General features: G+C 69.3%; 28 protein-coding genes. 21 read left to right on the top strand and 7 right to left on the bottom strand.

Annotated elements, in window-relative coordinates; all coding sequences use genetic code 11:
• Window positions 1-19 precede the first annotated feature (19 nt).
• A complete protein-coding gene (locus SMIR_RS13485; RefSeq protein ID WP_168494890.1) occupies window positions 20-1099 on the top strand; it encodes a hypothetical protein in 1080 nt (359 codons plus the stop codon).
• Between the two features lie 33 nt (window positions 1100-1132).
• On the opposite strand, the gene SMIR_RS13480 is transcribed toward SMIR_RS13485, so the two are convergent.
• Entirely contained in the window at window positions 1133-1396 is a 264-nt protein-coding gene (locus tag SMIR_RS13480) for a hypothetical protein (protein WP_168494892.1), read from the bottom strand.
• On the opposite strand from SMIR_RS13480, the gene SMIR_RS13475 reads away from it, so the two are divergent.
• The 9 genes from SMIR_RS13475 (at window position 1320) to SMIR_RS13435 (ending at window position 8291) form a co-directional block, all read left to right on the top strand.
• Window positions 1320-2093, top strand: a complete 774-nt coding sequence (locus SMIR_RS13475) for a sortase domain-containing protein (RefSeq protein ID WP_349636927.1) — start codon at window positions 1320-1322, stop codon at window positions 2091-2093. The two genes, SMIR_RS13480 and SMIR_RS13475, sit on opposite strands and share 77 nt — an antisense overlap.
• A 163-nt stretch (window positions 2094-2256) precedes the next feature.
• Window positions 2257-3060 (top strand): phosphate ABC transporter ATP-binding protein PstB, encoded by an 804-nt coding sequence (pstB, locus tag SMIR_RS13470; protein WP_168501255.1) that lies wholly within the window; start codon window positions 2257-2259, stop codon window positions 3058-3060.
• 17 nt (window positions 3061-3077) lie between these two features.
• The gene (locus SMIR_RS13465) at window positions 3078-3905 is read left to right on the top strand and encodes a poly-gamma-glutamate hydrolase family protein (protein WP_212727044.1); all 828 of its coding nucleotides are present in this window, start codon (window positions 3078-3080) and stop codon (window positions 3903-3905) included.
• A 79-nt stretch (window positions 3906-3984) separates the two neighbouring features.
• The gene (locus SMIR_RS13460) at window positions 3985-4410 is read left to right on the top strand and encodes a WXG100 family type VII secretion target (RefSeq protein ID WP_211118789.1); all 426 of its coding nucleotides are present in this window, start codon (window positions 3985-3987) and stop codon (window positions 4408-4410) included.
• Between the two features lie 43 nt (window positions 4411-4453).
• Complete coding sequence (locus SMIR_RS13455) at window positions 4454-4768, top strand: WXG100 family type VII secretion target (RefSeq protein ID WP_168494897.1); 315 nt, start codon at window positions 4454-4456, stop codon at window positions 4766-4768.
• Window positions 4768-6516, top strand: a complete 1749-nt coding sequence (locus SMIR_RS13450) for an RNase A-like domain-containing protein (RefSeq protein WP_212727043.1) — start codon at window positions 4768-4770, stop codon at window positions 6514-6516. The genes SMIR_RS13455 and SMIR_RS13450 overlap by 1 nt, the downstream gene beginning before the upstream one ends.
• A gap of 16 nt (window positions 6517-6532) precedes the next feature.
• Complete coding sequence (locus SMIR_RS13445; RefSeq protein WP_168494899.1) at window positions 6533-7249, top strand: hypothetical protein; 717 nt, start codon at window positions 6533-6535, stop codon at window positions 7247-7249.
• A 23-nt stretch (window positions 7250-7272) separates the two neighbouring features.
• Window positions 7273-7572: an RNase A-like domain-containing protein gene (locus SMIR_RS13440; protein WP_168494900.1), complete on the top strand. Its 300-nt coding sequence runs from the start codon at window positions 7273-7275 to the stop codon at window positions 7570-7572.
• 32 nt (window positions 7573-7604) lie between these two features.
• Window positions 7605-8291, top strand: a complete 687-nt coding sequence (locus SMIR_RS13435; RefSeq protein WP_212727042.1) for a contact-dependent growth inhibition system immunity protein — start codon at window positions 7605-7607, stop codon at window positions 8289-8291.
• On the opposite strand, the gene SMIR_RS13430 is transcribed toward SMIR_RS13435, so the two are convergent.
• Both SMIR_RS13430 and SMIR_RS13425 read right to left on the bottom strand, forming a co-directional pair.
• Window positions 8285-8482: a DUF397 domain-containing protein gene (locus SMIR_RS13430; RefSeq protein ID WP_168494902.1), complete on the bottom strand. Its 198-nt coding sequence runs from the start codon at window positions 8480-8482 to the stop codon at window positions 8285-8287. The genes SMIR_RS13435 and SMIR_RS13430 overlap by 7 nt on opposite strands.
• A gap of 3 nt (window positions 8483-8485) precedes the next feature.
• Window positions 8486-9367 carry a DUF5753 domain-containing protein gene (locus SMIR_RS13425; RefSeq protein ID WP_168494904.1) on the bottom strand — a complete coding sequence of 294 codons (882 nt, stop codon included), beginning with the start codon at window positions 9365-9367 and terminating at the stop codon, window positions 8486-8488.
• A 234-nt stretch (window positions 9368-9601) separates the two neighbouring features.
• Between SMIR_RS13425 and SMIR_RS13420 the strand changes: the two genes are divergently transcribed.
• From SMIR_RS13420 to SMIR_RS13375, 10 genes are all read left to right on the top strand, one after another.
• Window positions 9602-10042: an ATP-binding protein gene (locus SMIR_RS13420; protein ID WP_248003087.1), complete on the top strand. Its 441-nt coding sequence runs from the start codon at window positions 9602-9604 to the stop codon at window positions 10040-10042.
• A 604-nt stretch (window positions 10043-10646) separates the two neighbouring features.
• Window positions 10647-11933, top strand: coding sequence for an amidohydrolase (locus SMIR_RS13415; RefSeq protein WP_168494908.1), 1287 nt, complete (start codon window positions 10647-10649; stop codon window positions 11931-11933).
• 396 nt (window positions 11934-12329) lie between these two features.
• Window positions 12330-13397, top strand: a complete 1068-nt coding sequence (locus SMIR_RS13410) for a BMP family lipoprotein (protein ID WP_168494910.1) — start codon at window positions 12330-12332, stop codon at window positions 13395-13397.
• A gap of 424 nt (window positions 13398-13821) precedes the next feature.
• Window positions 13822-14871, top strand: a complete 1050-nt coding sequence (locus SMIR_RS13405) for a BMP family lipoprotein (protein WP_168494912.1) — start codon at window positions 13822-13824, stop codon at window positions 14869-14871.
• Window positions 14872-15216: 345 nt separating this feature from the next.
• Entirely contained in the window at window positions 15217-16797 is a 1581-nt protein-coding gene (locus tag SMIR_RS13400; RefSeq protein ID WP_422664427.1) for an ABC transporter ATP-binding protein, read from the top strand.
• Complete coding sequence (locus SMIR_RS13395) at window positions 16794-17921, top strand: ABC transporter permease (protein ID WP_168494914.1); 1128 nt, start codon at window positions 16794-16796, stop codon at window positions 17919-17921. Before SMIR_RS13400 ends, SMIR_RS13395 begins: the two co-directional genes overlap by 4 nt.
• Window positions 17918-19180 (top strand): ABC transporter permease, encoded by a 1263-nt coding sequence (locus tag SMIR_RS13390; protein WP_168494916.1) that lies wholly within the window; start codon window positions 17918-17920, stop codon window positions 19178-19180. The genes SMIR_RS13395 and SMIR_RS13390 overlap by 4 nt, the downstream gene beginning before the upstream one ends.
• A complete protein-coding gene (locus SMIR_RS13385; RefSeq protein ID WP_101400289.1) occupies window positions 19177-19590 on the top strand; it encodes a cytidine deaminase in 414 nt (137 codons plus the stop codon). The genes SMIR_RS13390 and SMIR_RS13385 overlap by 4 nt, the downstream gene beginning before the upstream one ends.
• An 87-nt stretch (window positions 19591-19677) precedes the next feature.
• On the top strand, window positions 19678-20961 hold the full coding sequence (locus SMIR_RS13380) for a thymidine phosphorylase (protein WP_101400290.1): 1284 nt from the start codon (window positions 19678-19680) through the stop codon (window positions 20959-20961).
• A 95-nt stretch (window positions 20962-21056) separates the two neighbouring features.
• On the top strand, window positions 21057-21641 hold the full coding sequence (locus tag SMIR_RS13375; protein ID WP_212727041.1) for a Uma2 family endonuclease: 585 nt from the start codon (window positions 21057-21059) through the stop codon (window positions 21639-21641).
• Between the two features lie 65 nt (window positions 21642-21706).
• Here the strand turns inward: SMIR_RS13375 and SMIR_RS13370 are convergent, their stop codons facing one another.
• Window positions 21707-22627 carry an AEC family transporter gene (locus SMIR_RS13370; RefSeq protein WP_168494922.1) on the bottom strand — a complete coding sequence of 307 codons (921 nt, stop codon included), beginning with the start codon at window positions 22625-22627 and terminating at the stop codon, window positions 21707-21709.
• Between the two features lie 145 nt (window positions 22628-22772).
• Between SMIR_RS13370 and SMIR_RS13365 the strand changes: the two genes are divergently transcribed.
• Complete coding sequence (locus tag SMIR_RS13365) at window positions 22773-23159, top strand: STAS domain-containing protein (protein WP_168494924.1); 387 nt, start codon at window positions 22773-22775, stop codon at window positions 23157-23159.
• Here the strand turns inward: SMIR_RS13365 and SMIR_RS13360 are convergent.
• The 3 genes from SMIR_RS13360 to SMIR_RS13350 form a co-directional block, all read right to left on the bottom strand.
• Window positions 23061-24053, bottom strand: coding sequence for a sigma-70 family RNA polymerase sigma factor (locus SMIR_RS13360; protein ID WP_168494926.1), 993 nt, complete (start codon window positions 24051-24053; stop codon window positions 23061-23063). The genes SMIR_RS13365 and SMIR_RS13360 overlap by 99 nt on opposite strands.
• Window positions 24054-24165: 112 nt before the next feature.
• Window positions 24166-25329, bottom strand: a complete 1164-nt coding sequence (gene dnaN, locus SMIR_RS13355) for a DNA polymerase III subunit beta (protein WP_168494928.1) — start codon at window positions 25327-25329, stop codon at window positions 24166-24168.
• Between the two features lie 96 nt (window positions 25330-25425).
• Window positions 25426-26715 carry an MFS transporter gene (locus SMIR_RS13350; protein ID WP_168494930.1) on the bottom strand — a complete coding sequence of 430 codons (1290 nt, stop codon included), beginning with the start codon at window positions 26713-26715 and terminating at the stop codon, window positions 25426-25428.
• Window positions 26716-26762 lie beyond the last annotated feature (47 nt).

The following is a 26762-nucleotide window of genomic DNA, read 5'->3' as shown; positions in this document are numbered from 1 at the left end:
ACAGGACGGTCGTACGTCGATGAGCCCCCGCGCCGGATCCACCGGCCCCCACACTCTCGCCTTCGTCGAGAGTCCGGTACAGCTCCTGAACGTGCTGGAATGGGCACACACCTCTGTCCACCACGGCACGGCGCCCGGCGCGGGGCTCACCCTCGTCGTCCTGTCCCCCAACGACCCGATGACCCGTGGCCAACTGCGCCGCATGGCCGAACTGGCCCGCGACGAGGGCCACCAGGTCCGCTGGGAGGAGGCGCGCGGTGGCACCACGGCGCCCTTCCACACCATCGGCGGCCTCGCCCCGCTGCTGCGCAGGGCCCGCCGCATCGTCATGGGAGACCCGTTCTCCCGCTATGTGCAGCTTCTTCTGACCATCACCCGCGCCCCCGACCTGGTCGTGGTCGACGACGGCACGGCGACGATGGAGTTCGTCGCCCAGCTCGCCCGTGGCGAACGCCTGGTCCGCTGGCACCGCAAGGGCGGCCGCCCCGGCCCGCGCGACCTGGTCTTCGCCCCGGTGTCCTCCTTGGCCCGGCGCCGGCTGACGCCCGGTGAGCACCGTACGGTCGAGGTGTTCTCCTCGATGCCGATCGACGAGACCCCGATCGGTGTGCGCGTCACCGCCAACGACTTCTCCTGGACCCGGGCCCGCTTCGGGCCGCCCCGCCTCACCAAGGGCGCGGACCTGGTCGGCACGTCCCTCGTCGAGACGGGTGTGGTCGACGGGGACCGCTACCTAGAGGCGGTCCGCACCCTCGCCAAGGCCCACGGCGCCACCCGCTACTTCGCCCACCGCCGCGAGAGCGCCGAGAAGCTCCACCGGCTGGCCGCGGAGACGGGCCTGGAGATCGTCCGCCCCGACCTCCCCCTGGAGCTGATCGCCCGCCGCGGCCCCATCGGCCGCACGATCCTCAGCTTCCCCTCCACGGTCGTGCACACGCTGCCGCTGGCCCTGGCCGGCACCGAGGTCCGCGTCGCCGTCTGCGACATCGACCCGGCCTGGCTGACGGAGAACGCCTCGCCACGGGCCCAGGGCTTCCTGTCCGGGGTGACGGGGACGGCCCGGGACGTACACCGGTTGTCGGCGGTGGCGGCGGTATAGGACTTTTCCTGGCCCGAAGGGCCCTTCGGGCATTCACCGCCCGGCGGGCCCTTCGGGCTTTCCGCGTTCCCGGCCCGCCACCGACACCGCCGAGAAGGTCATCGCCGACTTCGGCTTCCTGAACGAGTCGTACAACGGCTCGGTCAACCCGGCCAGGCACGCCGAGCTCGGCGGCCTGGAGGAGTCCGGCGTCGACACCGCGACGCCGTCCGCACCCGCCCTGAAGGCCACCCCCGGCGACGCGAGCCTCAAGCTGACCTGGACCGCCCCCACCCCCGCCCCCGCGCTGCCCGTCACCGACTACCGCGTCACGCTGACCGGTTCGGACGGCGCCGTCGTGGCCGTCAAGGACGTCCCGGCCACCACCACGTCGTACAGCTTCACCGGCCTGGCCCTCGGCACCTACACGGCCACCGTCGCCGCCGCGAACCTCAACGGCAACGGCCACCGCCGGGACACCCCGCTGCCCGGACAGTCCGGCACCAGCGTGCTGATGGGTCGCGCGGCCGCCTACGGAGGTCCCTTCGGCCGTCTCGACCAGCTCGCCGCGGGCGACACGTTCACCGTGACCACCGGCCAGGGCAAGGCGAAGTACCAGGTCCTCGGCCTCCGCCGGGCCGGCGACCCGGCGCCCGCCGCCGTGGCCTCCGGCAAGGGCCGCCTGGTCCTCGTCACGGCCACCGGCCCGCACTTCATGCCCGGCGGGGTGCTGCGCGTCGACGCCGACCTGATCTCCACCCCCGCCCAGACCCCGGCGGCCGTCATCCGCTCCGGCACGCTCCCTGAGTCCGAACAGCCCCTCGCCCACCCCTCCGGCGTGCCGTGGCCGCTGGTCATGTGGCTCCAGGCGCTGGTGGCCGCCGCCGTCGCCGCGGTGTGGACCTGGCACCGCTGGGGCCGGCACCAGACGTGGATCGTGTTCGCCCCCGTGGTCGCGGTCCTGGGCCTCCAGGTGGCCGTCCGCACCACGGAACTGCTGCCCAACCTGCTGTGAACTCTCCTGTGAACTCCCCGTGACCCGCCACTCCTACGAGCAAGACGAGGTGCCCGACGTGCCCGATGCGACCGCTACCCCCGATACGACGGTGGCCGACACCGTAGTCCTGCCGCCCCTCGCGTCCGTCGCGCCCATCGAGCCCGGCGCGGCGGTGGGGACCGTGCGGGGAGCCGCGAAGGGGGCCGTCGCGCCCGCGACCCTCGAAGCCCGCGCCGTCTCGGCCTGGTTCGGCAGCCACCAGGTGCTGCAACAGGTCTCCCTCACGATGCCTGCCGGGCAGGTCACCGCCCTGATCGGCCCCTCCGGCTGCGGCAAGTCGACCTTCCTGCGCACGCTCAACCGGATGCACGAGCTGATCCCCACGGCCGCGATGGGCGGCGAGGTGCTCTTCGACGGCGAGGACATCTACGCCCCCGAGCGCCGCCTGACCGACGCCCGCCGCAGGATCGGCACGGTCTTCCAGAAGCCCAACCCGTTCCCCGCCATGTCGATCTACGACAACGTGGTGGCGGGTCTGCGCCTGACGGGCACGCGCGTCGGCCGCCGTGAGAAGGACGAGCTGGTCGAGGAGAGCCTGACCAGGGCAGGCCTGTGGAAGGAGGTACGGGACCGACTTCGCCAGCCCGGCGGCGCGCTCTCCGGCGGCCAGCAGCAACGCCTGTGCATCGCCCGCGCCCTGGCCGTACGTCCCCAGGTGCTGCTGATGGACGAACCGTGCTCGGCGCTCGACCCCACGTCCACCCGCCGGGTCGAGGAGACCATCCACGAACTCGCGGGCCAGGTGACCGTCGTGATCGTCACCCACAACATGCAGCAGGCGGCCCGCGTCTCCCAGCAGTGCGCGTTCTTCCTCGCCGAGCAGGGCACCCCCGGCGGCATCGTCGAACACGGTCCCACCGAACACATCTTCGGCACCCCGGAGGATCAGCGCACGGCGGACTATGTGGCGGGCCGCTTCGGCTGACATCCTCGGCTTCCGTGATGATCAGACGCCGTACTCTCCTGACCGCGCTCGCGACCACCCCCGTCCTGAGCGGCGTCGCGGTGACCACGACCGCCACGCCCGCGGCAGCCGCCGAACCCGCCTCGAACACGGCCCTCTACGCGGACCCCACATGGACCGAGGGCGTCCACTGGGGCCGCCGCTCCAGACGCCACCTGATCGACGACCAGAGCAGGACCGACCGCGCCCCCTTCCTCCGCTCCACGGTCATCGCCCCGCACGGCGGCGGCATCGAAGGGGGCACCTCGGAACTCTGCCTGGCGATAGCCGGTTACCACCCCGCCGACCTCGCACCCACCCCGGTGGCGGGCCCGGTGCACGACTTCTGGATGTTCGAGGGCCTGATGAGCAGCGGAAACGGAGCGCTGCACGTCACCTCCACCCACTGCGACGACACGATCGCCCGCTCTCTGTGCGCGGGCAGCCTCAACGTCGTATCCCTCCACGGCTGCCAGCCGGAGCAGGCGGGCCTGGAACCAGGCGCCGCTGCCGTCCTCGTCGGCGGCCTCAACTCCACCTTCCGCCAGTACCTGATGGAGGAGTTCACCGCGGCCGACATCCGCGCGGTGACGGCCTCGGGGGAGGAGGAGATCGCGGGCATCGACCCGGACAACATCTGCAACCGCACACTCCTCGGCATGGGCGCCCAGCTGGAGATGACCACGGCCCTACGCACCGCGATGTTCGCCCCCGGCAAGAACACGGTCGCCGACCGCGCCACCAACCTCCTCCCATCCTTCTGGACCTTCACCGCCGCGACCCGCAGGGCGATCGACCGGGTGGAGGCGGGGCAGACCGCGCTGTGAGCCAGCCGTGCTGAGCGTGAGTTGTTAGGATCGCCAGTGCGAATACGGGAGTTGACGGACTGACGCGACGGGGGTCGGCGTGGGAGACCGTACGGGCCATCAGGGCAGCCCAAAAGATCTGCGAGCTTCCCACCAGGACCTGACGAAGCTGGCTGACGACCTCGACGACATGCAGGACCACTTGGACCAGCAGGTCAAGCGCATGGACTCGATCGTCGACCGCATCGAGGCGGGCTGGCGGGGCCCCGCGGCGACGGCGTACCGCGAGTTCCACCGGGCCGCAGCCGAGGACGCCGTACGCATTCGCGATGTGATGAAGCATCTGGAGCAGGCCGTGCGGCTGAGCCGCGACGGCTTCACGGAGCAGGAACTGGCCGTGGTCGAGCAGATGCGCCAGATTCGGGTGGACGTGGGCAGCGAGGTCGACCGGCTCTCCACGCCCAACCCGGACGCCGCGTCGGCGACCCCACCCGCGCGCCCGAGCAGCGGCCTCGACGCCCTCTGACCTCCCACAGACCACGAAGCACTTTTCACGTACCGGGGGAAACATGCAGCCTGGAGATGCCGCCGACGACCACATAGCCGTCTCCTTCACCACCCTTCACGACCTCGCCGTCGAACTGGAGGACATCCTCAAGAAGCTCAACGGCAAACTGGACGACCTCTACGACCGGGCCGTCCCTGTCGTCCTCTCCTGGGAAGGCGAGGCCCGCGAGGTCTTCGTCGACAAACTCGACGAGTGGGACCACTCGGCGCAGGACCTCCAGGCCGCACAGAAGTGGCTGCACGAATACGTCACGACGGGCCACGCCAACTATGCGGCGGCGAACCGGGCGGTGCTGCGGGGCTGGGGAGGTGCCTGATGGCCGACCGTCCCAGCGACGCCCAACGCAAGCAGGAGCGGGACCAGTTGACGCCGGCGACGCCCGGCAGCGGTGGTGGGTTCGACGTACAGCCACCGCACCTGTACTACTCGTCGGCAGTGGTGCGTGACGGGCAGTTCGACTACGACAAGGGCGCCACCCAGCTGGTCGAGGCGCTCAATCAGTACAGCCAGTCGGCGGGTACGGGGTGGGGTCCCGATTCCTTCGCCAACGTCTACATGCAGATCACCGAGAAGTTCATCAAGACCTGGGCGACCAGCGTGGTGAGCGTCGGCGGTGTCGCGGTCGGGCTGACGGTGACGGCCAACAACTACCAGGCGGCGGACTGGTTCGCGCGCAAAATGCAAGGACCGCCGCCACGCCGCATGCCCCCGGTCGTCATCGACAAGGAGCCCAACTACGGCAAGGTCAACGACATCAGGTGGTCCGGGACGGGCGAGGACGCCGACTCCTGGGCGATCTCCGGGGCGCTCGGCGAGATCCCGGACTTCCTCGCGGACGTGATCCGGCCGGCCATCGAGTACGGGCTCAACCTCGGCAAGACCCACGAGATCACCCCGGGTGCCCGCGAGGACGACCTCAAGGGGATGGCCACCGCGTGGCGCCAGGCCGGGAGCACTGCCCTGAAAGCGGGTGACAACTTCACCTCCGCCATCAGCTATATGACGGACCCTCAGGGCGACAGTGAGTGGCAGGGCGCGATGAAGTCGTTCTGCCAGGCGATCTGGGGGACTACCGCCTGGGGCCGCAACCGGGACGCGCAGGGCAACATTGCCCAGCAGGGCGGTCGCAGCTGGAAAACCTCGGGAACGGTGGCGCCCGCCCAACGCCGTCCGATCCTGGAGGTTCTTCACCACACCGCCGACACCATCCAGAAGACCTGCGACGACCTGGCCCAGGTGGCGAAGACCTGCCGGGAGACCACCACCAACCTGGCCAAGACCGCGGCCAAGGGGATGGTGGAGGACTTGACGACCGGGCTCGACGTGCTGGAACTGCTCGAACTCGCCGGCAGCGCCATGTTCGGCAAGCTGGTCATGACATTCCGCCAGCACATGGACCGGGCGGCCGCGGACAAGGCCGTCGAGATCTACCAGCAGAAATTCAGCGACGCGGCGAGCACACTGCTCGAGCTGGAGTGGGAACTGGACGAGGCGCTCAAGAGCGCGCCCACGTTCAACGCGGAGGAGGCCAGGGCGGAGGCCTTCGGCGCGCGGGCGCTCAACGACTTCAAAAAGGAACACAAGTGGACTGTTCCGAATGACGCGGCAGGAAACCACAAGTACCCGCTCGACCTGGCGAACCAGGAATACATCGAGAACTCGCACGGTGTCGACAAACATATTGGGAAGACGGACGACCAACTCGCCCAGCGCCTTCGGGACCAGAGCAATATTCCGGCGGCTTCGACCTTCAAGGACATGGCTGACGCCCAGAAGTACACGCAGCTCACCATCGACAAGGAACAGGCCGCGATCGAGACCTACTTGAAGAGCGGGCCTCCGTACAACCCGCCGAGCAAGGTGTTCACTTACCATGATCCGAACGGACCGGTGACGGGTACCAGCATCTCCAAGGACGACTACCAGTACGGTCTGCAGCACCGTCAGGATCCGCGGGTCGTCGAGTCCCATGGTGTACAGATCAGGGTGAAGCCGGACCCTGACCCGAACACGAAACTGGACCCCCCGTTCACGCTTATCACCTCCACACCGACGAAGAACTGAGGAGCGGCGCAGCAGCATGCTCAGCGAAGATACGCTCAACCACTTTCGCTTCGAGGGAGCACGAGTTCTGTTGTCCGTGTTCCGTGGTCGCGGTATTCCCGTGGAGCCGGAAGAACGTGACGCCGCGCTGGAACCCGCGATCCGTGCCCTGTGGCAGGCGGGTGAGGGCGGAGGGCGGAACCTCTACGAGGTGGCGGGAGAGGTACGTCTGATTGCTGACGCCCTGAGCCCGGAGGCTCGGGAGCGCGGCGGGGTGCCCGCTGATCTCGTCGAGTTGGCAGTGGGCTCGGTGCCGGACGAGCCATGGAGGGTTCTGCGGGATATCGCTCTCCAGGTGGAATCATGGCCCTCGGGATTCGTGGCCAGACTTTCTCACGCGACACCGACGAGCTGGGAACTCGGTCGCCGGTTTCCGCAGCTCGGTGAATTCCTGCTGAACTACTTCGGCCAGGATGGAATGGCGACGGACGGCGACCTGACAGAATCCGAGGGACTGCAGCTCTATATCGAGCACTGTCATCCGATCTGCCTATGGCGACTTCCTCGGATTGTGGCGGAGTGCACGGAAGCGCTGACCATTTTCCACGATGAGGAATCGCTGTCGAGGTTCTTCGATATCGAACACGGACTCGGTTCGGGAAACCTTGCATGGTCGGACTGGCTGCCACTCATCGCCGACACCTTCACCACGCACATGCGTGAACTGCACCCTCCGCACTGGGTTTCCGCGTAGTTCGCACAGCCAGGAGCCACGACATGCGTACCCGTTCCGCCACCTACCCCGACCGCGAAACCGCCCAATGGGCCACCCAGCAGGTCGTCACAGCCAACGAGCAGCTGATCCACCGCTGGCTCGCCCTGGCCACCCGCCCCCGTCTGACGATCGAGGCGTCGTGGCCCTCGCGCACCGAGCCGGTCGGCCGGGTGCTGATCCAGGCGATGATGCTGGCGGGCCGTGAGCCCGTGGACGTACGCGCGGCCCGCGTGGTGCTCAGGCGCGACGCGACCCGTCCCCATGGCTTCGTCGTCCAGGCCACCTTCCCCGTCTATCTGTAGAGCCCCGTAGAGACCAGTAGAGGCTGATCACCGTGCCCCTGAGCCCCCTCGAACACGACCGCCGCCACGGCGAACTGGACCAGGTGATCCGCGCCTACGCCGGGCAGCCCGCCGACGACACCCCGGACAAGCCCAGCCAGGCCCTGACCGCCTACCTCCGCCACACCTGGCACACCCGACCCTGGGCACTGGCCACGGCAGAGACCCAGCTGCGGGAGTACGCCCGCAACCCGCCCGGCCGACTCCGTCTGCGCCTCGGCGAGTTCTACGCGATCCCGGACGTCGGGCTGCCCGAGTCGGACATCGAGCAGTGGCTGACCTGCCTCGCCGACCACATCAAGCACAGCGTCGAGACCGGCGAGGCCCCGCCCCCGGCCACCCCCACCACCCACTGGGAATGGCACGCCCGCTCCCCCGAACTCGCCCAGTTCCTCGGCGGCTGGTTCTCCCAGGACATGCCGGACGAGTTCGACGACCACGATGCCGCCGTCGACGACTACGCGGCCGGCACCCACCCCCAGCTTGTCGCCCGCCTGGCTGGCGAACTGTGCGAACTCCTGGCCCTGGACCTGGACGAGTCCGACTACGCCTTGGCCGTCGCCGAACTGGGCATGGAGGTCGACCCACCTGCCCCCTACAGCCCCAGCGGCTGGCTCACCCTCGTCGCCGAACGGCTCGCGGCGCCGCGAGCGGACTACGGGCCGGACGCCGGTCAGTGAGGTGCGCGGCTCGGTCGCTGCCCCACGTGCACCGCGAACGCCGCCCAGGTGGACGGGGCGACCACGACTATGGGCCCGTCCACGTCCTTTGAGTCACGGACGGCGACGGTGCCGGGTATGTTGCGGGCGACTTCGACGCACTCGCCGTTGCCGCTGCTGTGGCTGGACTTGGCGAACTCGAACTGCGGCACGGCTCACAACTCCTTGCGGATACGTTCGATCAGGGCGGTGGAATCGCGAAGAGCGAGTCCGCTCCGGGCGATCCGCTCGAATGTGGCGTTGTGGCGCGCGGCGTCGGCCTCGCTCTCCAGCCACAGGGTAGACGAGGTGGTGTCCATGTAGACCACGTCCATCGCGCCGGGTTCGGCGAACGAGACGATGCTGAAGGCGCTGGTCATCCCGGGATGGGAACCGGCGAGGAAGGGAAGCACCTGAAGCCTGACATTGGGCAGACGGGACGCTTCCGCCAAGTGCGCCAGTTGTACGCGCATGACCTCGCGGCCGCCGACAAGTTGGCGCAGTGCGCCCTCGCCCACGACAGCCCACAGGCTGAGAGGGTTCGTGTCCGTCAAGCGTGCCTGCCGCGCGATCTTCGCCTCGACGAAACGCTCGATGTCGTCGGGGTCATCCCAGTCGGCGTTGCCGATCGCGAGAGCCCGGGCGTAGTCCGGAGTCTGCAAGAGGCCGGGGACGAAGGCCCCTTGCCAGGTACGGATTCCGGTCGAGATGTCCTCGAGGGCCACGTACTCAACCAGAGAGCGAAGCTCGGGGTACTGGTTCCACCATCCCTTGGCCTTACGGCGACCCCGGTCGGTCTTGGCGAGGTTCAGCAGCCGTTCCACGACCTTCGGGTCGGTCACGCCGTACACGTCGCACAGGATCTGGATGTCGGGATCGCGGAAGGGGACCCAGCCGCGCTCCATCTTGGCGACCTTGGCCGCAGTTGCCGACAGTGCCTCCGCGGCTTGTGGCTGCGTCAGGCCGGCTGTGTCACGCAGCGTCAGCAGCTCACCGCCCAACTTGCGGGCGAGGACGGTGGATACGCGGTTGCCGCGCGTGAACGGGACTGCGGTCACGTCGGATTACCTCCCGGGTCGCGGCCAGTGTGCAGGTCGCCGAGCAGGGTTGCAAAGCTGGGGGACACATTTCCCCGAGACTTCTTGCTCGCTATGTCGCCACTCCGCTACTGTCAGTTTTCAAACGACTACCCAACGGCACCAGTTGGCGGAAGCGCACCGTGCTGCCCAAACCGGCCCGCGCGGCAAAGCCACCCCACCTGGCGCCCGCCCTCGCGCAAGGAGACCCACCCCGTGACCAAGTCCTGCCCTCCCCCTCGCTTCCCCAAGGGCAACGACCGCTATGACTCCGTGGACTACACCCCCTACCCGGGCAACATCCCCCGCGCCCGCAGGCGCGTCGCCCAACTCGCCGTCGACTGGGGTCACCCCGACGCCGCCGGCGACGCGGCGCTGCTGGCGAGCGAGTTGTGCACGAACGCCCTGCTCCATGGGTGCTTACGGGACCGCCTGTTCCGCGTCGAGACGTCGCTGACCGGCAACGCACTGCGCGTCGCCGTGACCGACCCGAGAGGTGAGCGGCTGCCGTATCCGCCCACGCCCGTCGCGGATGACCAGTTCGGCCGAGGCCTCCTCATCGTCCGCGCACTCGCGAACCGCTGGTCCGTGGAGAAGCTCACCGTCGGCAAGACCGTCTGGGCGGAGCTGGAAATGCGTGGGGATCTAGATGCCTGACCACGTAGGAAACGGCGAAGACACCGGCGCGATCAAGATCCTCATGGTCGGCGGTACGGCTGTCCGATGCCGTCGACCGATCAGGCGCCCCAGGTCATCCCCGCGCCCCTCCGGCGCGGACCCAGGCGGCCCCTCGCGCCCGGGTCGACAGGGAGTGGTGTTCGGGCATCCGTGCGCATGATCTTGGTCGGGTCTGTGGGACCGTAGGGGACGGGAATGGGCTCGGTCACCCCGAGCGTTCCCCTATAGGAGTTCGCCGGCAGCCCCGGCGGACTGGATCGAGAGAGGGGCGGCGGCCCGCATCAAGGGCCCGCGTCACCCCGTGGTCACGGGCCGTCACCGCAGTCGGCCATTGTGGCGGACTTGGCAGTCGGCCATCGTCCCGGACGCGGCAGTCGGCCTTCGGCCCGGATGCGGTCCGGGCACGGCGCGCATACCGTCTGGCTCAAGATCCCATCGTCCGGAAAGGCGGGCGAGCATACCCATCCCACTGGAAACCTATGCGGCGCGTGGCCAAGTTTCTTCCCCTAACGGGCTGAAGTTTTGTTGATCGTGGGTCAGTTGGCCGCCCCGCCGCCCTACCCTTCAAAGGGTGAACCAATTGATGTCCCGAGAGTACGAGGCCGATGTCCCCGGGGGAGCAGCGCTCCCCGGCACCCTGCCCGACGCCCTGCGTGCCGAGCTGATCGCGTTCCGGCGCGACATGCACATGCACCCGGAGCTCGGCAACCAGGAGTTCCGCACCACCGCGGCACTCAAGGCGCGCCTGGAGCAGGCGGGCCTCAAGCCCCGCGTGCTCGACATCGGGACCGGGCTCATCTGTGACATCGGGATCGACGCCGGTGAAGGAGCGGGGGAGGGCGAAGGGGGCGGGGCGCGCGACCGCGCACGGGACCGTGTGGTCGACGGCGGACGCGGCATGCTCGCCCTGCGCGCCGACATCGACGCGCTGCCCATCCCGGACACGAAGAGTGACTGCGCGTACCGCTCGACCGTGCCCGGCCGCGCGCACGCCTGCGGCCACGACGTGCACACGACCGTCGTCCTCGGCGCCGGGCTCGTCCTCGCCGAGCTGCATCGCCAGGGGCTCCTGCCGCATCCCGTACGGCTGATCTTCCAGCCCGCCGAAGAGGTCCTGCCCGGGGGCGCGCCCGACGCCATCGAGTCCGGAGTGCTGGACGGCGTGGGGCGGATCATCGGCGTGCACTGCGATCCGAAGGTCGACGCCGGACGGATCGGACTGCGCCACGGTCCCATCACCTCCGCCTGCGACCGGCTGGAAGTCTCACTCGACGGCGCCGGCGGCCACACCGCGCGCCCCCATCTCACCACCGACCTCGTCACCGCCGCCGCGCGCGTCGTCACCGACGTGCCGTCCCTCGTCGCCCGGCGCGTGGACGCCCGCAGCGGGCTCGCGGTGACCTGGGGACGCGTCGAATCCGGTCACGCCTGCAACGTCATCCCGCAGCATGCCGAGCTCTCCGGGACCGTACGCTGCCTCGACCTCGAGGCCTGGCGGCAGGCGCCCGACCTGGTGCACGCGGCCATCGACGAGATCGCGAACCTGTACCGCGCCAAGTCCGAGATCAACTACATCCGGGGCGTCCCGCCGGTCGTCAACGACCCGGCGGTCACGGAGCTCCTCCATGACGCCATGACCTCGCGGCGCGGCTCGCACTCCGTCGAGGACACCGAGCAGAGCCTCGGCGGCGAGGACTTCTCCTGGTACCTGGAGCACGTGCCCGGCGCCATGGCCCGCCTCGGCGTCCGTACGCCGGGCGAGCGCACCACCCGTGACCTGCACCGCGGCGACTTCGACGTGGACGAGTCGGCCATCACGGCCGGAGTCGAGCTCTTCACCGCGGCGGCCCTGCTGGACGCGATCCGCTAGGTCTTCCAGGGCCAGTAGGTCCCCCAGGTCCGCTACGGCCTGCGGGGCCTGGCCGGCATGATCCGCCGGACAGGCCCTGGACGCGGTCCCACGAACGCGAGACGCTCACCCGGAGACGGCGCACAAATACGGCGCACAAATGACGTAGGGGTACCCGGGCCGCCGGCCCGTCCGATGCCCCGATCGGCACCCCTTTGTCCGCTTGCGTCACCCCGTCGTAACGGGTGGCGCGCAAACGTAACCCGGTGGCGGCACGGTTCGATAACGGCCAGGAGAAACACCGTTCCCCTCCCCTTCTACGCGCGTTACTGTGCGCCGAAATCGCTGCGTCGGCGGCGTGTTGGGGAAGCGGACCGGCGACGGCCGTGGGGATGAAGGGTGCTTGCTGTGCGTCTGATGTCTCGGAGGACCAGGTTCTCCCAAGCAGCGGTGGCCGTCTCGGTCATCGCCCTCGCGGCGGTCGGTTGTGGCAAGTCGAGCACCGACACGAGCAGCGACTCCAAGAAGAGCTCGTCGGGCTACGCCGGGAAGGGCATCGGTCTCGCGTACGACATCGGTGGCAAGGGCGACCAGTCCTTCAACGACGCCGCGTTCGCCGGTTTCCAGAAGGCCGAGACCGAGTTCAAGATCGGCGGCCGGGACATCGAGCCGCAGGACGGCGAGTCCGACGCCGACAAGGTGCAGCGCCTGGAGCAGCTCGCCAAGTCCGGCTACAACCCGGTGATCGGCGTCGGCTTCGTGTACGCGCCGGCCGTCAAGGAGGTCGCGGCGAAGTACCCGAAGACCACCTTCGGCATCATCGACGACGAGCAGGACAAGGCGGCGAACATAGCCGACCTGGTCTTCCACGAGGAGCAGTCCTCCTACCTCGCGGGTGTCGCTGCGGCGAAGGCCACCAAGAAGAACCACATCGGCTTCATCGGCGGCGTGGACATTCCGCTCATCCACAAGTTCGAGGCGGGCTTCGACCAGGGCGCGAAGTCGGTCAACCCGAGCATCAAGATCGAGTCGCAGTACCTGACGCAGACGCCCCAGGAGGGCGGCTTCGCCAGCCCCGACAAGGGCAAGGACGCGGCGGCCGGCCAGATCGAGAAGGGCGCCGACGTGCTCTACCACGCGGCCGGCCTGTCCGGTCAGGGCGTGATCTCCGAGGCCGCCTCCAAGAAGGTGTGGGCCATCGGCGTCGACTCCGACCAGTACGCGCAGAGCTCCCTGGCCAAGTACAAGGACTGGATCCTCGGCTCGGCCCTGAAGAACGTCGGCGGCGCGGTGTACGACCTGGCCAAGTCCGTCGTCGACGGCAAGCCGCTGAGCGGTGTCGTGCGCGGTGACCTGAAGTCGGGCGGCGTCGGCTTCGCCGACTCCAACCCGAAGTACAAGGCCATGAAGGATGTCGTCGCTGCGGTCGACAAGGCCAAGCAGGACATCATCGACGGCAAGGTCACCGTCAAGACGACCCAGTGAGTCGTGCCTGTCGCGGCTGATCACCGGTGAGGGAGCCCCCGGCCCGTTGTACGGGCCGGGGGCTCCCTCATGCATGCGGTCGTGCGGGGTCGTTGGTGAACACCTCGACGCCGGACCACGGTGCCCGACAGAACAACGCCGATACCCGGCGGGAACCTGTCGAAAAGATCAAATCTGGGCAGAATCTCGGAAAGTACCATGGTCTGATGCATGGCATCGCATACGTCGACGTCGGGTCCCGGGGCCGGGTGGCTTTGCCGAGTGGAAGCCCCAGGTGCGCCCTTGGTGTTCGGAGTTTGTTCTCCGAGGGTTCAAAACGGTCGGATAACACTCTGGCGACGTGGGTTCTCTGCTATGTCTACGCGCGTTACGCTGCGGCGGAATCAGCGCCTGGTTTGGGCGCCTGCACAAAGGAGTCACGTTCATGCGCCGGGTGTCCCGAATCGCGGTTGCGGGCGTTGCGACCGCATCCCTCGCCGTTGCCCTCTCCGCCTGTGGCGGATCGTCCACCGAAGCCTCGAGCGGCGGCTCGGCCAAGACCAAGGGCATCGGCCTTGCGTACGACATCGGCGGCAAGGGTGACCAGTCCTTCAACGACGCCGCGTTCGCCGGTTTCCAGAAGGCCGAGAAAGACCTCAAGATCGGCGGCCGGGACATCGAGCCGCAGGACGGCGAGTCCGACGCCGACAAGGTGCAGCGCCTGGAGCAGCTCGCCAAGTCCGGCTACAACCCGGTGATCGGCGTCGGCTTCGTGTACGCGCCGGCCGTCAAGGAGGTCGCGGCGAAGTACCCGAAGACCACCTTCGGCATCATCGACGACGAGCAGGACAAGGCCGCGAACGTCGCCGACATGGTCTTCCACGAGGAGCAGGCCTCCTACCTCGCGGGTGTCGCGGCGGCGAAGGCCACCAAGAAGGACCACATCGGCTTCGTCGGTGGCGTGGACATCCCGCTGATCCACAAGTTCGAGGCCGGGTACGTCCAGGGCGCCCAGTCGGTCAACCCGAAGATCAAGATCGAGAAGCAGTACCTGACCCAGACGCCCCAGGAGGGCGGTTTCTCCAGCCCCGACAAGGGCAAGGACGCGGCCGAGGGTCAGATCGAGGCGGGCGCGGACGTGATCTACGCCGCCGCGGGTCTGTCGGGTCAGGGCGTCATCCAGTCCGCCGCCTCGCACAAGGTGTGGGCCATCGGCGTCGACTCCGACCAGTACAAGCAGGACGCGCTGGCCAAGTACAAGGACTACATCCTGACTTCGGCCACCAAGGACGTCGCCGGGGCGGTCTACAACCTCGCGAAGTCCGTGGCGGACGGCAAGCCCGCGACCGGTGTCGTCCGTGCCAGCCTCGCCACCGGCGGTGTCGGCCTCGCCGACTCGAACCCGGCGTTCAAGAACAACGCCGACCTGCAGGCCGCGCTGAAGAAGGCCGAGGCGGGTATCAAGGACGGCTCGATCACGGTCAAGACCTCCTGACCCGAGTCCTGATCCCGGCCCAGGTCACGACGTCATCACCAGACGTCGAAACCATGGCCATGGCAACGCTGTAATGGCAGCGTTACGGCCACGGAACGGGGCGTGGGGAGGATGACCTTCCCGTGCCCCGTTCGCGCGGCAGAATGCTCGGATCGGATCGGATCGGACCGAAAGCAGTCCGAAAAGAACCCGGTCCGTCCGAGTGCAATTCAAAGCAGGGGCGCTACGCGCGTAGATAGGCCCCTTTTCCAAGGAGAGTGCGCCATCGACGCGTCCAGCAGCCCTCCGCTCACCGCGCAGTCGACCGCGGTCGAGCTGGCGGGGATCACCAAGCGTTTCCCCGGTGTGGTGGCCAACCATGACATCCACCTGACGGTCCGCAAGGGCACGGTCCACGCCCTCGTCGGCGAGAACGGTGCCGGCAAGTCGACGCTGATGAAGATCCTCTATGGCATGCAGAAGCCGGACGAGGGCACGATCACCGTCGACGGTGAGCAGGTCACCTTCCACAACCCCGCCGACGCCATCGCGCGCGGCATCGGCATGGTCCACCAGCACTTCATGCTCGCCGACAACCTCACCGTCCTGGAGAACGTGGTCCTGGGCAGCGAGAAGCTGTACGGCATCGGCGGGGGCGCCCGTAAGAAGATCAAGGAGATCTCCGACCGGTACGGGCTGAACGTCCGCCCGGACGTCCTGGTCGAGGGCCTCGGTGTCGCCGAGCGCCAGCGCGTGGAGATTCTCAAGGTCCTCTACCGCGGCGCCCGCACCCTGATCCTGGACGAGCCCACCGCCGTACTGGTGCCGCAGGAGGTGGACGCACTCTTCGACAACCTGCGCGAGCTCAAGTCCGAGGGCCTGGCCGTCATCTTCATCTCGCACAAGCTGGGCGAGGTCCTCTCGGTCGCCGACGAGATCACCGTCATCCGGCGCGGTACGACGGTCGGCACGGCCGTCCCCGCCGAGACGACCCCCCGCCAGCTCGCCGAGATGATGGTCGGCAGCGAGCTCCCGACCCCGGAGACCGCCGAGTCCACCGTCACGGACAAGCCGGTCATCCAGGTCGAGGGCCTCACGGTCTACGCCAGCGGTGCCCCCTCCCTCGGCGAGCTCGCCGAGCCGACGGGCGCCGGTCTGGTCATAGAGGACAGGGCCGAGACCGCCGCCGCGGTGCGTCGCATCCTCGACGACGTCACCTTCACCATCCACGCGGGTGAGGTGATGGGCATCGCCGGTGTCGAGGGCAACGGCCAGACCGAGCTCATCGACGCGCTGATCGGTCTCAAGCACGCGGACTCCGGAGCCATCAGCTTCCTCGGCGAGGAGATCACGGGGTGGGCCACCCGCAAGCGCCGTGAGAAGGGCATCGGGTACATCCCCGAGGACCGACACCGTCACGGCCTGCTGCTGGAGGCCCCGCTCTGGGAGAACCGCATCCTCGGCCATGTCACCGAGGCCCCGAACGCGAAGGGCTTCTGGCTCGACATCAAGGGCGCCCAGGAGGACACCAAGCGGATCGTCAAGGAGTACGACGTCCGCACCCCCGGTATCGACGTCACCGCCGCCTCGCTCTCCGGCGGCAACCAGCAGAAGCTGATCGTCGGCCGCGAGATGAGCCACAAGCCGCGCTTCCTGATCGCCGCCCACCCCACCCGCGGTGTGGACGTCGGCGCCCAGGCCGCGATCTGGGACCAGATCCGCGAGGCCCGCCGTGAGGGCCTGGCCGTGCTGCTGATCTCGGCCGACCTGGACGAGCTGATCGGCCTGTCGGACACCCTGCGGGTGATCTACAACGGCAGGCTCGTGGCGGACGCCGACCCGGCGACCGTCACCCCGGAGGAACTCGGCTCGGCCATGACCGGCGCCGCCTCCGGACACCTGGAGCACGTAGCGGAAAGCGCCGCCCCGGAGGACGAGGCCCGATGAAGAAGTTCGACAAGGAGCGCGTGCTCCTCGCGGTGGCCGGCCCGGTCATCGCGCTCGTCGCGGCGATCGCGCTGACCTCGGTCGTGCTGCTCGCCTCGGGCAAGAGCCCGTTCGAGCCGTACTCCCTGATGCTCCAGCAGGCGACGTACTCCGACACCCAGGTCCTGATCATCAACCAGGCGTCGCTGTACTACATCGCGGCACTCGGTGTGGCCATCGGCTTCCGCATGAACCTGTTCAACATCGGCGTCGACGGCCAGTACCGCCTCGGCGCGATGATGACCGCGGTGGTCGGCGCGCATCTCGCGCTGCCGTCCTTCCTGCAGATCCCGGTGCTCATGCTCGTCGCGGTGTTCACCGGCGCCTTCTGGGCCGGTATCGCGGGCGTCCTGAAGGTCACCCGCGGTGTGAGCGAGGTCGTCGCGACGATCATGCTCAACGCGATCGCCACCAGCCTCATCGGCTACCTCACCGCGGAGAACATCTGGGGTGTGCAGGTCGGCAACAACAACACGACCGGCATCATGAAGAAGTCCGGCTGGTTCCCTGGCATCAACCTCGGCGCGGACGTCGGCGAGATCTACGGCATGGTCTTCATCGCGATCCTCATGGGCGTTCTGTACTGGCTCGTCCTCAACCGCACCCGCTTCGGCTTCGACCTGCGCGCCACCGGTGCCTCCGAGACCGCTGCCGCGGCCTCCGGCGTCGACGCCAAGAAGATGGTGCTCACCGCGATGCTGATCTCCGGCGCGATCGCGGGCTTCTCCGGTCTGCCGCTGCTGCTGGGTGACGCCCACACCTACAGCCTGAGCTTCCCGGCCGGCCTCGGCTTCACCGCCATCGGCATCGCGCTGCTCGGCCGCAACAACCCGGGCGGCATCGCGCTCGCCGCGCTCCTGTGGGCCTTCCTCGACAAGGCGTCCCCTGCGCTCGACTACGCGACCCCGGTGGCGTACGAGAAGGAGATCGCCACGATCATGCAGGGCCTGATCGTCTTCGCGGTCGTCATCTCGTACGAGGCCGTACGTGTCTGGGGCCTGCGCCGCCAGCAGAAGCGGGTCGGTGAGGAACTGGCCGCGGCCGCCGCCAACAACAACTCCCCGAAGGAGGTGGCTGCCCGATGAGCACCGCGACCGTCGCCAAGCCGCAGGCGCAGCAGCCCGGCAAGGGCAGCCGCCGATTCTCGCTCCCCGTGCTCCTGCTGATCATTGCGGGCGTACTCATCCTGACCTCGGTCGTCCGCCTGATCACCGGCGCGGACGGCATCACCTCGACCGGACAGATGTCCACGGCGCTGCGCCTCGCGGTGCCGATCGGCCTCGCGGGCCTCGGCGGCCTGTGGTCCGAGCGCGCGGGCGTCGTCAACATCGGCCTCGAAGGCATGATGATCCTCGGCACCTGGTTCGGTGCCTGGGCCGGCTACCAGTGGGGGCCGTGGACCGGTGTCGCCTTCGGCATCATCGGCGGCTGCCTCGGCGGCATCCTGCACGCCATCGCCACGGTGACCTTCAACGTCAACCACATCGTCTCCGGTGTGGCCATCAACATCCTGGCGCTCGGCACCACCCGCTACCTCTCCAAGTTCACCTTCGAGAACGCGCCGCAGGGCTCCTCCAAGCAGTCCCCGCCGATCGACTCGCTCGGCACCTTCGACATCCCAGGGCTGTCCAGCTGGCTGACCACGCTCAACGGCAAGCACTGGTTCCTGATCTCGGACATCGCAGGTCTGCTCGGCGGACTGGTCACCGACCTGTCGCCGCTCACCGTCGTCGCGGTGGCCCTCATCCCCGCGACCTGGTGGGTGCTGTGGCGCACGGCCTTCGGCCTGCGCCTGCGTTCCTGCGGTGAGAACCCGGTGGCCGCCGAATCCCTCGGCGTCAACGTCTACAAGTACAAGTACCTCGCCGTGATCATCTCGGGCGGCTTCGCCGGCCTCGGCGGTGCCTTCCTGTCGATCGTCGCGTCCAACGTGTACCTGGACGGTCAGACGGCCGGCCGCGGATACATCGGTCTCGCCGCGATGATCTTCGGCAACTGGATGCCGGGCGGCCTCGCCCTCGGCGCGGGCCTGTTCGGCTACACCGACAGCCTCAACCTGCGCGGCGGCGGCACCAACGTGCACGCGCTGATCCTGCTCCTCGCGATCCTGCTGGTGTTCGCCGTGGCCTACCTGGCATGGAAGAAGCGGGTCGTGCCCGCGGTCATCACGGCCGTGGTCTCGGCGCTGATGTTCGTCTGGTATCTCGCCACCGACGAGGTCCCGCAGCAGTTCGTGAGCGCCACGCCGTACGTCGTGACCCTGCTCGTGCTCTCGCTGTCCGCGCAGCACCTGCGGATGCCGAAGGCGGACGGCATGCCGTACCGGAGAGGACAGGGCAAGTGACGTCCGTCGGCGCCGGGTCCACGGCCGTCGACTGGGAGGCCCTGCGGGAGCTCGCGCGGGACGCCATGTCCCGGGCGTACGCCCCCTACTCGGGCTTCCCGGTCGGCGTCGCGGCCCTCGTCGACGACGGCCGGACCGTCACCGGCTGCAACGTCGAGAACGCCTCGTACGGGCTCGGACTGTGCGCCGAGTGCGGTCTGGTCTCCCAGCTGCTGAACACCGGGGGCGGTCGGCTGACGCACTTCACCTGCGTCGACGGACAGGGCGAGATCCTCGTCCCGTGCGGACGCTGCCGCCAGCTGCTGTACGAGTTCGGTGGGGCCGATCTGCTCCTGGAGACCCCGGCCGGAATCCTGCCGCTCTCCGAGATGCTGCCGCAGGCCTTCGGGCCGGAGAATCTCACCAAGTAACGCCTGCGCGGCCCCTCCCGACAACCGGACGATGAACGACCGGTCGGGAGGGGCCGCGGATTTTCGGAAGTCTTCGGAAGGAAAGCCATGGCCATGGACGCCGTCTCCGTCATCCGCACCAAGCGGGACCGCGCCGAGCTCAGCGACGCGCAGATCGACTGGGTCATCGACGCGTACACCCGCGGCGAGGTCGCCGACTACCAGATGGCCGCCCTCAACATGGCGATCCTGCTCAACGGCATGAACCGCCGTGAGATCGCCCGCTGGACCGCCGCGATGATCGCCTCCGGCGAGCGCATGGAGTTCTCCTCCCTCTCCCGCCCGACCGCCGACAAGCACTCCACGGGCGGCGTCGGCGACAAGATCACCCTTCCGCTGGCGCCGCTGGTCGCCGCGTGCGGCGCGGCGGTCCCGCAGCTGTCCGGACGCGGCCTCGGCCACACCGGCGGCACGCTGGACAAGCTGGAGTCGATCCCCGGCTGGCGCGCCCTGCTGTCGAACGAGGAGATGCTGAACGTCCTCGACACGACCGGTGCGGTCATCTGCGCCGCGGGCGACGGCCTGGCCCCGGCGGACAAGAAGCTCTACGCGCTCCGTGACGTCACGGGCACGGTGGAGGCGATCCCCCTCATCGCCTCCTCCATCATGTCGAAGAAGATCGCGGAGGGCACGGGCTCGCTGGTCCTGGACGTGAAGGTCGGCACCGGCGCCTTCATGAAGACCATCGAGGACGCCCGCGAACTCGCCTCCACGATGGTCGGGTTGGGCACCGACCACGGAGTGAGGACGGTCGCGCTCCTCACGGACATGTCGACCCCGCTGGGCCTGACGGCGGGCAACGCGCTCGAAGTACGGGAGTCGGTGGAGGTCCTGGCGGGCGGCGGCCCGGCCGACGTCGTCGACCTCACCATCGCCCTGGCGCGCGAGATGCTGGACGCGGCGGGCATCAAGGACGCCGACCCGGCGAAGGCCCTCGCGGACGGCTCGGCGATGGACGTCTGGCGCCGCATGATCGCCGCGCAGGGCGGTGACCCGGACGCCGCGCTGCCCACCTCCCGCGAGCAGCACGTGGTGACGGCCCCGTCCTCCGGCGTCCTGACCCGCCTGGACGCCTACGACATCGGCATCGCCGCCTGGCGCCTGGGCGCGGGGCGCGCCCGCAAGGAGGACCCGGTGCAGGCCGCCGCGGGCGTCGAACTGCACGCCAAGCCCGGCGACACCGTCACCGCGGGCCAGCCCCTGCTGACCCTCCACACCGACACCCCCGAGCGCTTCGAGTACGCCCTGGAGTCGGTCGAGGGTTCCTACGACATCGCGGCCGCGGGCACGGACTTCAAGGCCACCCCCGTCGTGCTGGAACGTATCGCCTGACCTGCGCTTTCCTCGTACGGGTGAACGGGATCGGTGGACGTCCACCGATCCCGTTCGGCATGCTGGACTTGGTGACGCCTCGATTGGAGACCGCCGTGAGCGCACTCACCGTCGACCACGACCCCGAGCAGAACTGGGACGACCTCGTCCGGTTCTGGGAGGAGATGGAGTGGCCGGACGGCAGCAAGGTGGAGATCATCGAGGGGATCGTCACCGTGTCACCCGCTCCCGCATACCACCACAACGTGATCGCGGCGCGAATCCACCGCCGCCTGCTCTCCGTCATTCCCGAAGACTGGGAGGTCTTCCAAACCCTGGCGGTCGCCGTGCCCTCCCGGTTGGGCATGTTGATCCCCGACCTGGTCGTAGCGCCTGTGGTGGAGGGGGAAGGCCTGAGCAGTCACATCCCTGCAGGCATGGCGGAACTCGTCGTCGAAGTCACCTCGAAGTCCAACGCCGCGCATGACCGCGTCAGCAAGCCCGCCGCCTACGCCGCCGGGGGCACCCCCTTCTACCTGCTCGTCGACCGATGGGCGACCGGCGGCCCGACGGTGACGCTGTACGGCGAACCCGCAGGCGACGTCTACCGCGTCCTGCGTGCCGGAAAGTTCGGCGACGCGATCACGCTGCCCGAGCCCTTCGACCTCACCTTCGACACCAGCGTGTTCCCCGTCGACTGACGTACCCGAGGGGCGGCGCCCGGTTTTTGTGCGCCGACCCCTGTCGAACGCTGGTTGGCCCACCGTCAGCCGAGCACCGCCGCGATCACCACCAGCACCGGCACCGACAGGATCGTCGACAGCAGGATCGACTCCCGGGCCAGCGTCTCGCCGACCCGGTAGCGCGAGGCGTAGGTGAAGAGGTTCTGGGCGGCCGGCAGTGCCGAGGTGACCACGACGTCGAGCAGCGGCGCGCCGTGCAGCCCGAACAGGCCCACGGCCAGGGCCCAGGCGGCCAGCGGCTGGCCCACCGACTTCAGGGCGACGGACAGCAGCACCGGATACCGGTCCGCGCCCCGGCCGGGCAGCGTGCTGCCGCACAGCGAGATGCCGAACGCCAGCAGCACCGCGGGCACCGACATGTTGCCGATCAGCGTGAGCGGGTCCATGACCGGCCCCGGCAGCGTCAGACCGGTCGCCGACACCGCGACCCCGGCGAGGGAGCCGACCGCGATGGGATTGCGCAGCGGTGTGACGAGCCGCTGCCACAACGGGCCCTTCTCGCCCTTCCCCGACAGATCGAGGACGGTGAGCGCGATGGGCGTGACCATGATCTGCTGGAAGAGCAGTACAGGCGCGACGAGCGAGGCGTCCCCCAGCACGTACACCGCGATCGGGATACCGAGGTTGCCCGAGTTGACGTAGCTGGAGCAGAGCGCGCCGATCGTCGTCCGGCCCACGCCCCAGCCGCGTACGACCCCGATCGCGACGAAGACGCCGGCCGCCGCGGCCGTGCTCATCGCCGTCACCAGGAGCCGGCTGGAGAAGATCACCGACAGGTCGGCCCTGGCGAGCGTGGTGAACAGCAGCGCGGGGGAGGCCACGTGGAAGGCGAGCTTCGTCAGCACCTCCCGCCCGTTCTCCCCGAGATAGCCGCGGCGCCCGATGACGTAACCGACCCCGATGACGACGGCGATGACCGCGAAGCCCGTCAGCACCCCTTGCACGGTGCCTCCTTCGAGCGGAGGAGGCCGTCGGGTATCACGGAAGGCGCTGATTCATGGGGCATACACCCAACCCTCTGTGGCGGGAGGGGCGCAGGTCAATGTGATCCTTTGCGGGCGCGCGCCTCGAACGGGTCCGCTCTCCGCGATGAGTTCCGTGCCCCCGGCCGGTCTACTGACCGTGGACGCCACGACACCCGCCGTACTCGTGCTGCCCGGCCCCGTCACCCGTGACCAGGTGCCGAGGCTCTGTGACGATGTGCGCGCGCGGCTGGCGGCGACCGGTGCCGGGGTGGTGGTCTGCGACGTCGCGGGCCTTGGTCCACCCGGCCTGGCCACCGTCGACGCCCTGGCCAGGATGCAGCTCGCCGCCCGCCGGGCCGGGGGCCGCATCCGCCTGCGGGCCCCGGCCCCACCGCTTCTCCTGCTTCTCGATCTAGTCGGACTCCGCTTCGAGCTGGAGGGGGAGGCCGAAGAGCGGGAACCAGCGCTTGGTGTCCAGGAAGCAGTGGAACCCGGTGATGCGGCCGTCTGAGATCTCCAGCGCCTGGATCGCCCAGGCACTGAAGCCGCCCTCCTCCGGGTCCGGCTTGTAGTGCGCGAATCCCGGCAGACCGTTGACCGCGACCGGCAGCAGGCGCGAACCCGCGCAGGAGGCACCGAGGGTCGTCATGAAACCGGTGATGTCGCCCGTGCCGCGCAGCCACAGGTCGAACGGCGGCATCGTCATGATCGCGTCCTCGTGGAGCAGCGCGGTCAGCGCCGTCATGTCGTACCCCTCGAACGCCGCGACATAGCGCTCCAGGAGCTTCTGCTGCTCCTCGTCGAGCGGGTCGGAGACGGCGGCCTCGGCGCTGTCGCTCTCCGCGAGGGTCGCGCGGGCCCGCTGCAACGCGCTGTTGACCGAGGCGACCGTCGTCCCGAGCAGTTCGGCGACCTCGGCCGCCTTCCAGGCCAGGACCTCGCGCAGGATGAGCACGGCGCGCTGCTTGGGCGGCAGCTGCTGCAGGGCGGCCATGAAGGCGAGGCGCACCGATTCCTTGGCCACCGCGGCCTCGGCCGGGTCACTGATCGTGGGCAGCACACGCGCGTCGGGCATCGGCTCCAGCCAGACGTTGTCCGGGCGCGGGGTGAGCGCCGCCTGAGCCAGGGGTGAGGGACCACTCAGATCCATCGGACGAGCCCTCCGGTTGCCGGCGTTCAGCATGTCGAGGCAGACGTTGGTGGCGATCCGGTACAGCCAGGACCGCATCGACGAACGGCCCTCGAACTTGTCGAAGCTCCGCCAGGCGCGGACCATCGTGTCCTGCACCGCGTCCTCCGCCTCGAAGGAGGAGCCGAGCATGCGATAGCAGTACCCGGTCAGCTCGACCCGGTGCTTCTCCAGCCGGACGTCCAGATCTGTCGTCGTCGCCGTACCGTCGCTCATGGCCAACCCGCCCCTATGGCTGTTCCCGTCGTACCGTCGCCTCGTTGCGCCGGCACTTCGGAAGCTACCGCAGCCCACTGACAATGGCCCCCGAAGTGGGAAAAAGCGCAGCTCAGACCAATTGCTTCACGGACATGAGCAGATGCCGGTACGCACCGTCCGCCTCGCCCCCGGCGTCGGCCTCCGCTTCGGCCCCGGCCGCCGATTCGGCCCCGCTCAGCAGCGCCCGCTGCCCCGGCCCCAGCAGCTCCAGCCGTATCCGCGGCTCCTCGAAGGAGTTCAGGGCGTCCAGCAGATACGCCGGGTTGAAGGCGACGGTGAGCTCCGCCGTGCCGGTCAGCGCCGCGGGCAGCCGCTGCGAGGCCACGTCGTCGGCGTATCCGGCGCGCAGCAGAACGGATCCCTCGCCGTCACCGGTGAAGTCCAGCCGCACGGGACTGTTCACCTCGGCGACGACGGCGACGCGCCGTACGGCCTCCGCCAGCGCCTCGCGCTCCACCTCCGCGACCGCGGCGTCGGACACCGAGAACAGCGAGCCGTGCCGCGGCAGCCGCCCCTCCATCAGCCGCACCGCCGTCCGCATGGACCCACCCTCGAAGCCGATCATCCCGCCGCCCGCGGGGTCGAGCCCGATGCGCACCTCACCGGAGCGGGCCAGCGAACGGGCGATCTCGTGCAGCCGACGCGCGGGCAGCAGCGCCTCCACGACGTCGTCGAGGGGGGCCTCGGGTTTCCAGGCCAGGGCGCGCACGGCGTACCGGTAGCGGTCCGAGGCGGAGAGTGTCATTTCCTCGCCGGACAACCGCAGTTGTACGCCGGTGAGGACCGGCAGCGTGTCGTCGCGCCCGGCCGCGACGGCGACCTGGGCCACGGCGGTCGCGAACGCGGCGGCGTCCACGGTGCCGCGCGGCTCGGGTGGCACCGGCAGCGCCGGGTACTCGTCCTTGGGCAGCGTCGACAGACCGAACCGTGTGCCACCCGCCTCCACCGTGAACCGCGTCCCCTCCAGCGCGCAGCTCACCTGCCCCTGCGGCAGCACCCGGCAGATGTCCAGCAGCCGGCGCCCCAGCACGAGGATCCGGCCGTCCGCCCCCGTCTCGGCATCGATCTCGATGCTCGCCGCCGCCTCGAAGTCGAACCCCGAGATACCGAGCCGTCCCGGACCGGCCTCCAGCAGCAGCCCGCCCAGCACCGGTACCGGCGAGCGGCTGGGCAGGGTGCGGGCTGCCCGGGCCACCGCCTCGGCGAGGTCGTCGCGATCGACGCGGAACTCCATGAAAGATCCCCCTGTTCGGGCCAGTTGACCGGGTGGAGGCTAGGTGCCGCCACTGACAACGGGGTCCGACCAGGGGGAACGCAGGAGCTGGGACGCTCAGTGCGCCAGGGCAGGCTCGCGGCGGGCCTGTGTGCGGGCCGCGTGGGAGCCGAGCAGCGTGATCGTGACGACGCCGAGGACCGCGAACAGTCCGAGTGTCACCGTCCCGGCCCACCCGCCCGCGTGGAAGGCGACCGCGCCGAGCGTGCTGCCCGCGCTGGAGCCGATGTAGTACGCGGACTGGTAGAGGGCCGAGGCCTGGGCGCGGCCCTGCTTGGCGGTGTGGCTGACCGAGGAGGACGCCACCGCGTGGCCCGCGAAGAAGCCCGCGGTGATCAGCACCAGGCCGAGCAGGACGAGGGGGAGGGAGTCGACCAGAGAGAGGAGCAGGCCGGCGGTCGTGGTGCCGCCCGCCAGGTACAGGGAGCCGCGCCGGCCCAGGCGGGCGACCAGCCTGCCCGCCGTGGACGCCGACACCGTACCGACCAGATACACCAGGAAGATCGAGCCGATGATGCCCTGGGGGAGGGAGAACGGGGCCTCGGTCAGGCGATAGCCGATCACCGTGTAGACCCCGCCGAAGACCATCATGAACAGCGCGCCGATCGCGTACAGCCGGCGCAGCAGCGGGTTCGCGAGGTGGTCACGGACCGTACGGGCCAGCACCCGCGGCCGCAGCGAGCCGGGCGTGAAGTGCTTCGGCGCGGGCAGCAGCAGCCGGAAGGCGACCGCGCAGGCCACCGCGATGATCCCGATCGTGGCGACGGCCACCCGCCAGCCCCACTCCTGCGCGACCCAGCCGGTGATGACCCGGCCGCTCATGCCGCCGACGCTGTTGCCCGCCACGAAGAGGCCGATCGCCGTGATCAGGGCCTTGGGGCGGACCTCCTCGGCCAGATAGGCCGTCGCGGAGGCCGGAAGCCCCGCCAGGGCCGCGCCCTGCACCGCCCGCAGCGCGACCAGTGCGCCGATCGACGGGGCGAAGGGGACCAGGAGCCCGACCGCCACCGCGACCGCCAGCGACGCCGTCATCAACGTACGCCGTCCGAAGCGCTCCGACAGCGCGCTCATCGGGAGAACGAACAGCGCGAGGCCGCCCGTCGCCGCCGACACCGTCCAGCTCGCCTCGCTCGCGCTGACCCCGAAGTCCGTGGAGACGAGCGGGAGGAGGGCCTGCGTGGAGTAGAGGAGCGCGAAGGTCGCCACACCCGCGAGGAAGAGCGCGAAGCTCATTCGGCGGTAGCCGGGCCCACCCGGGGTGAGACGGGAGTCGACGGCGGCGGTGGAGGACGTGGCGGAGGAGGTGGCGCCCACGGTGGTGGACGCCCCGGTACTGGCGGAAGGCATGCTTCGAAACTAAAGATTCGTCGCTCATCCGTCCAATGCATGGAATC

The organism is Streptomyces mirabilis, assembly GCF_018310535.1.
GTDB lineage: Bacteria > Actinomycetota > Actinomycetes > Streptomycetales > Streptomycetaceae > Streptomyces.
Note: the sequence above shows the minus strand (reverse complement) of the source record. Positions and strands in the feature narration are given on the sequence as shown.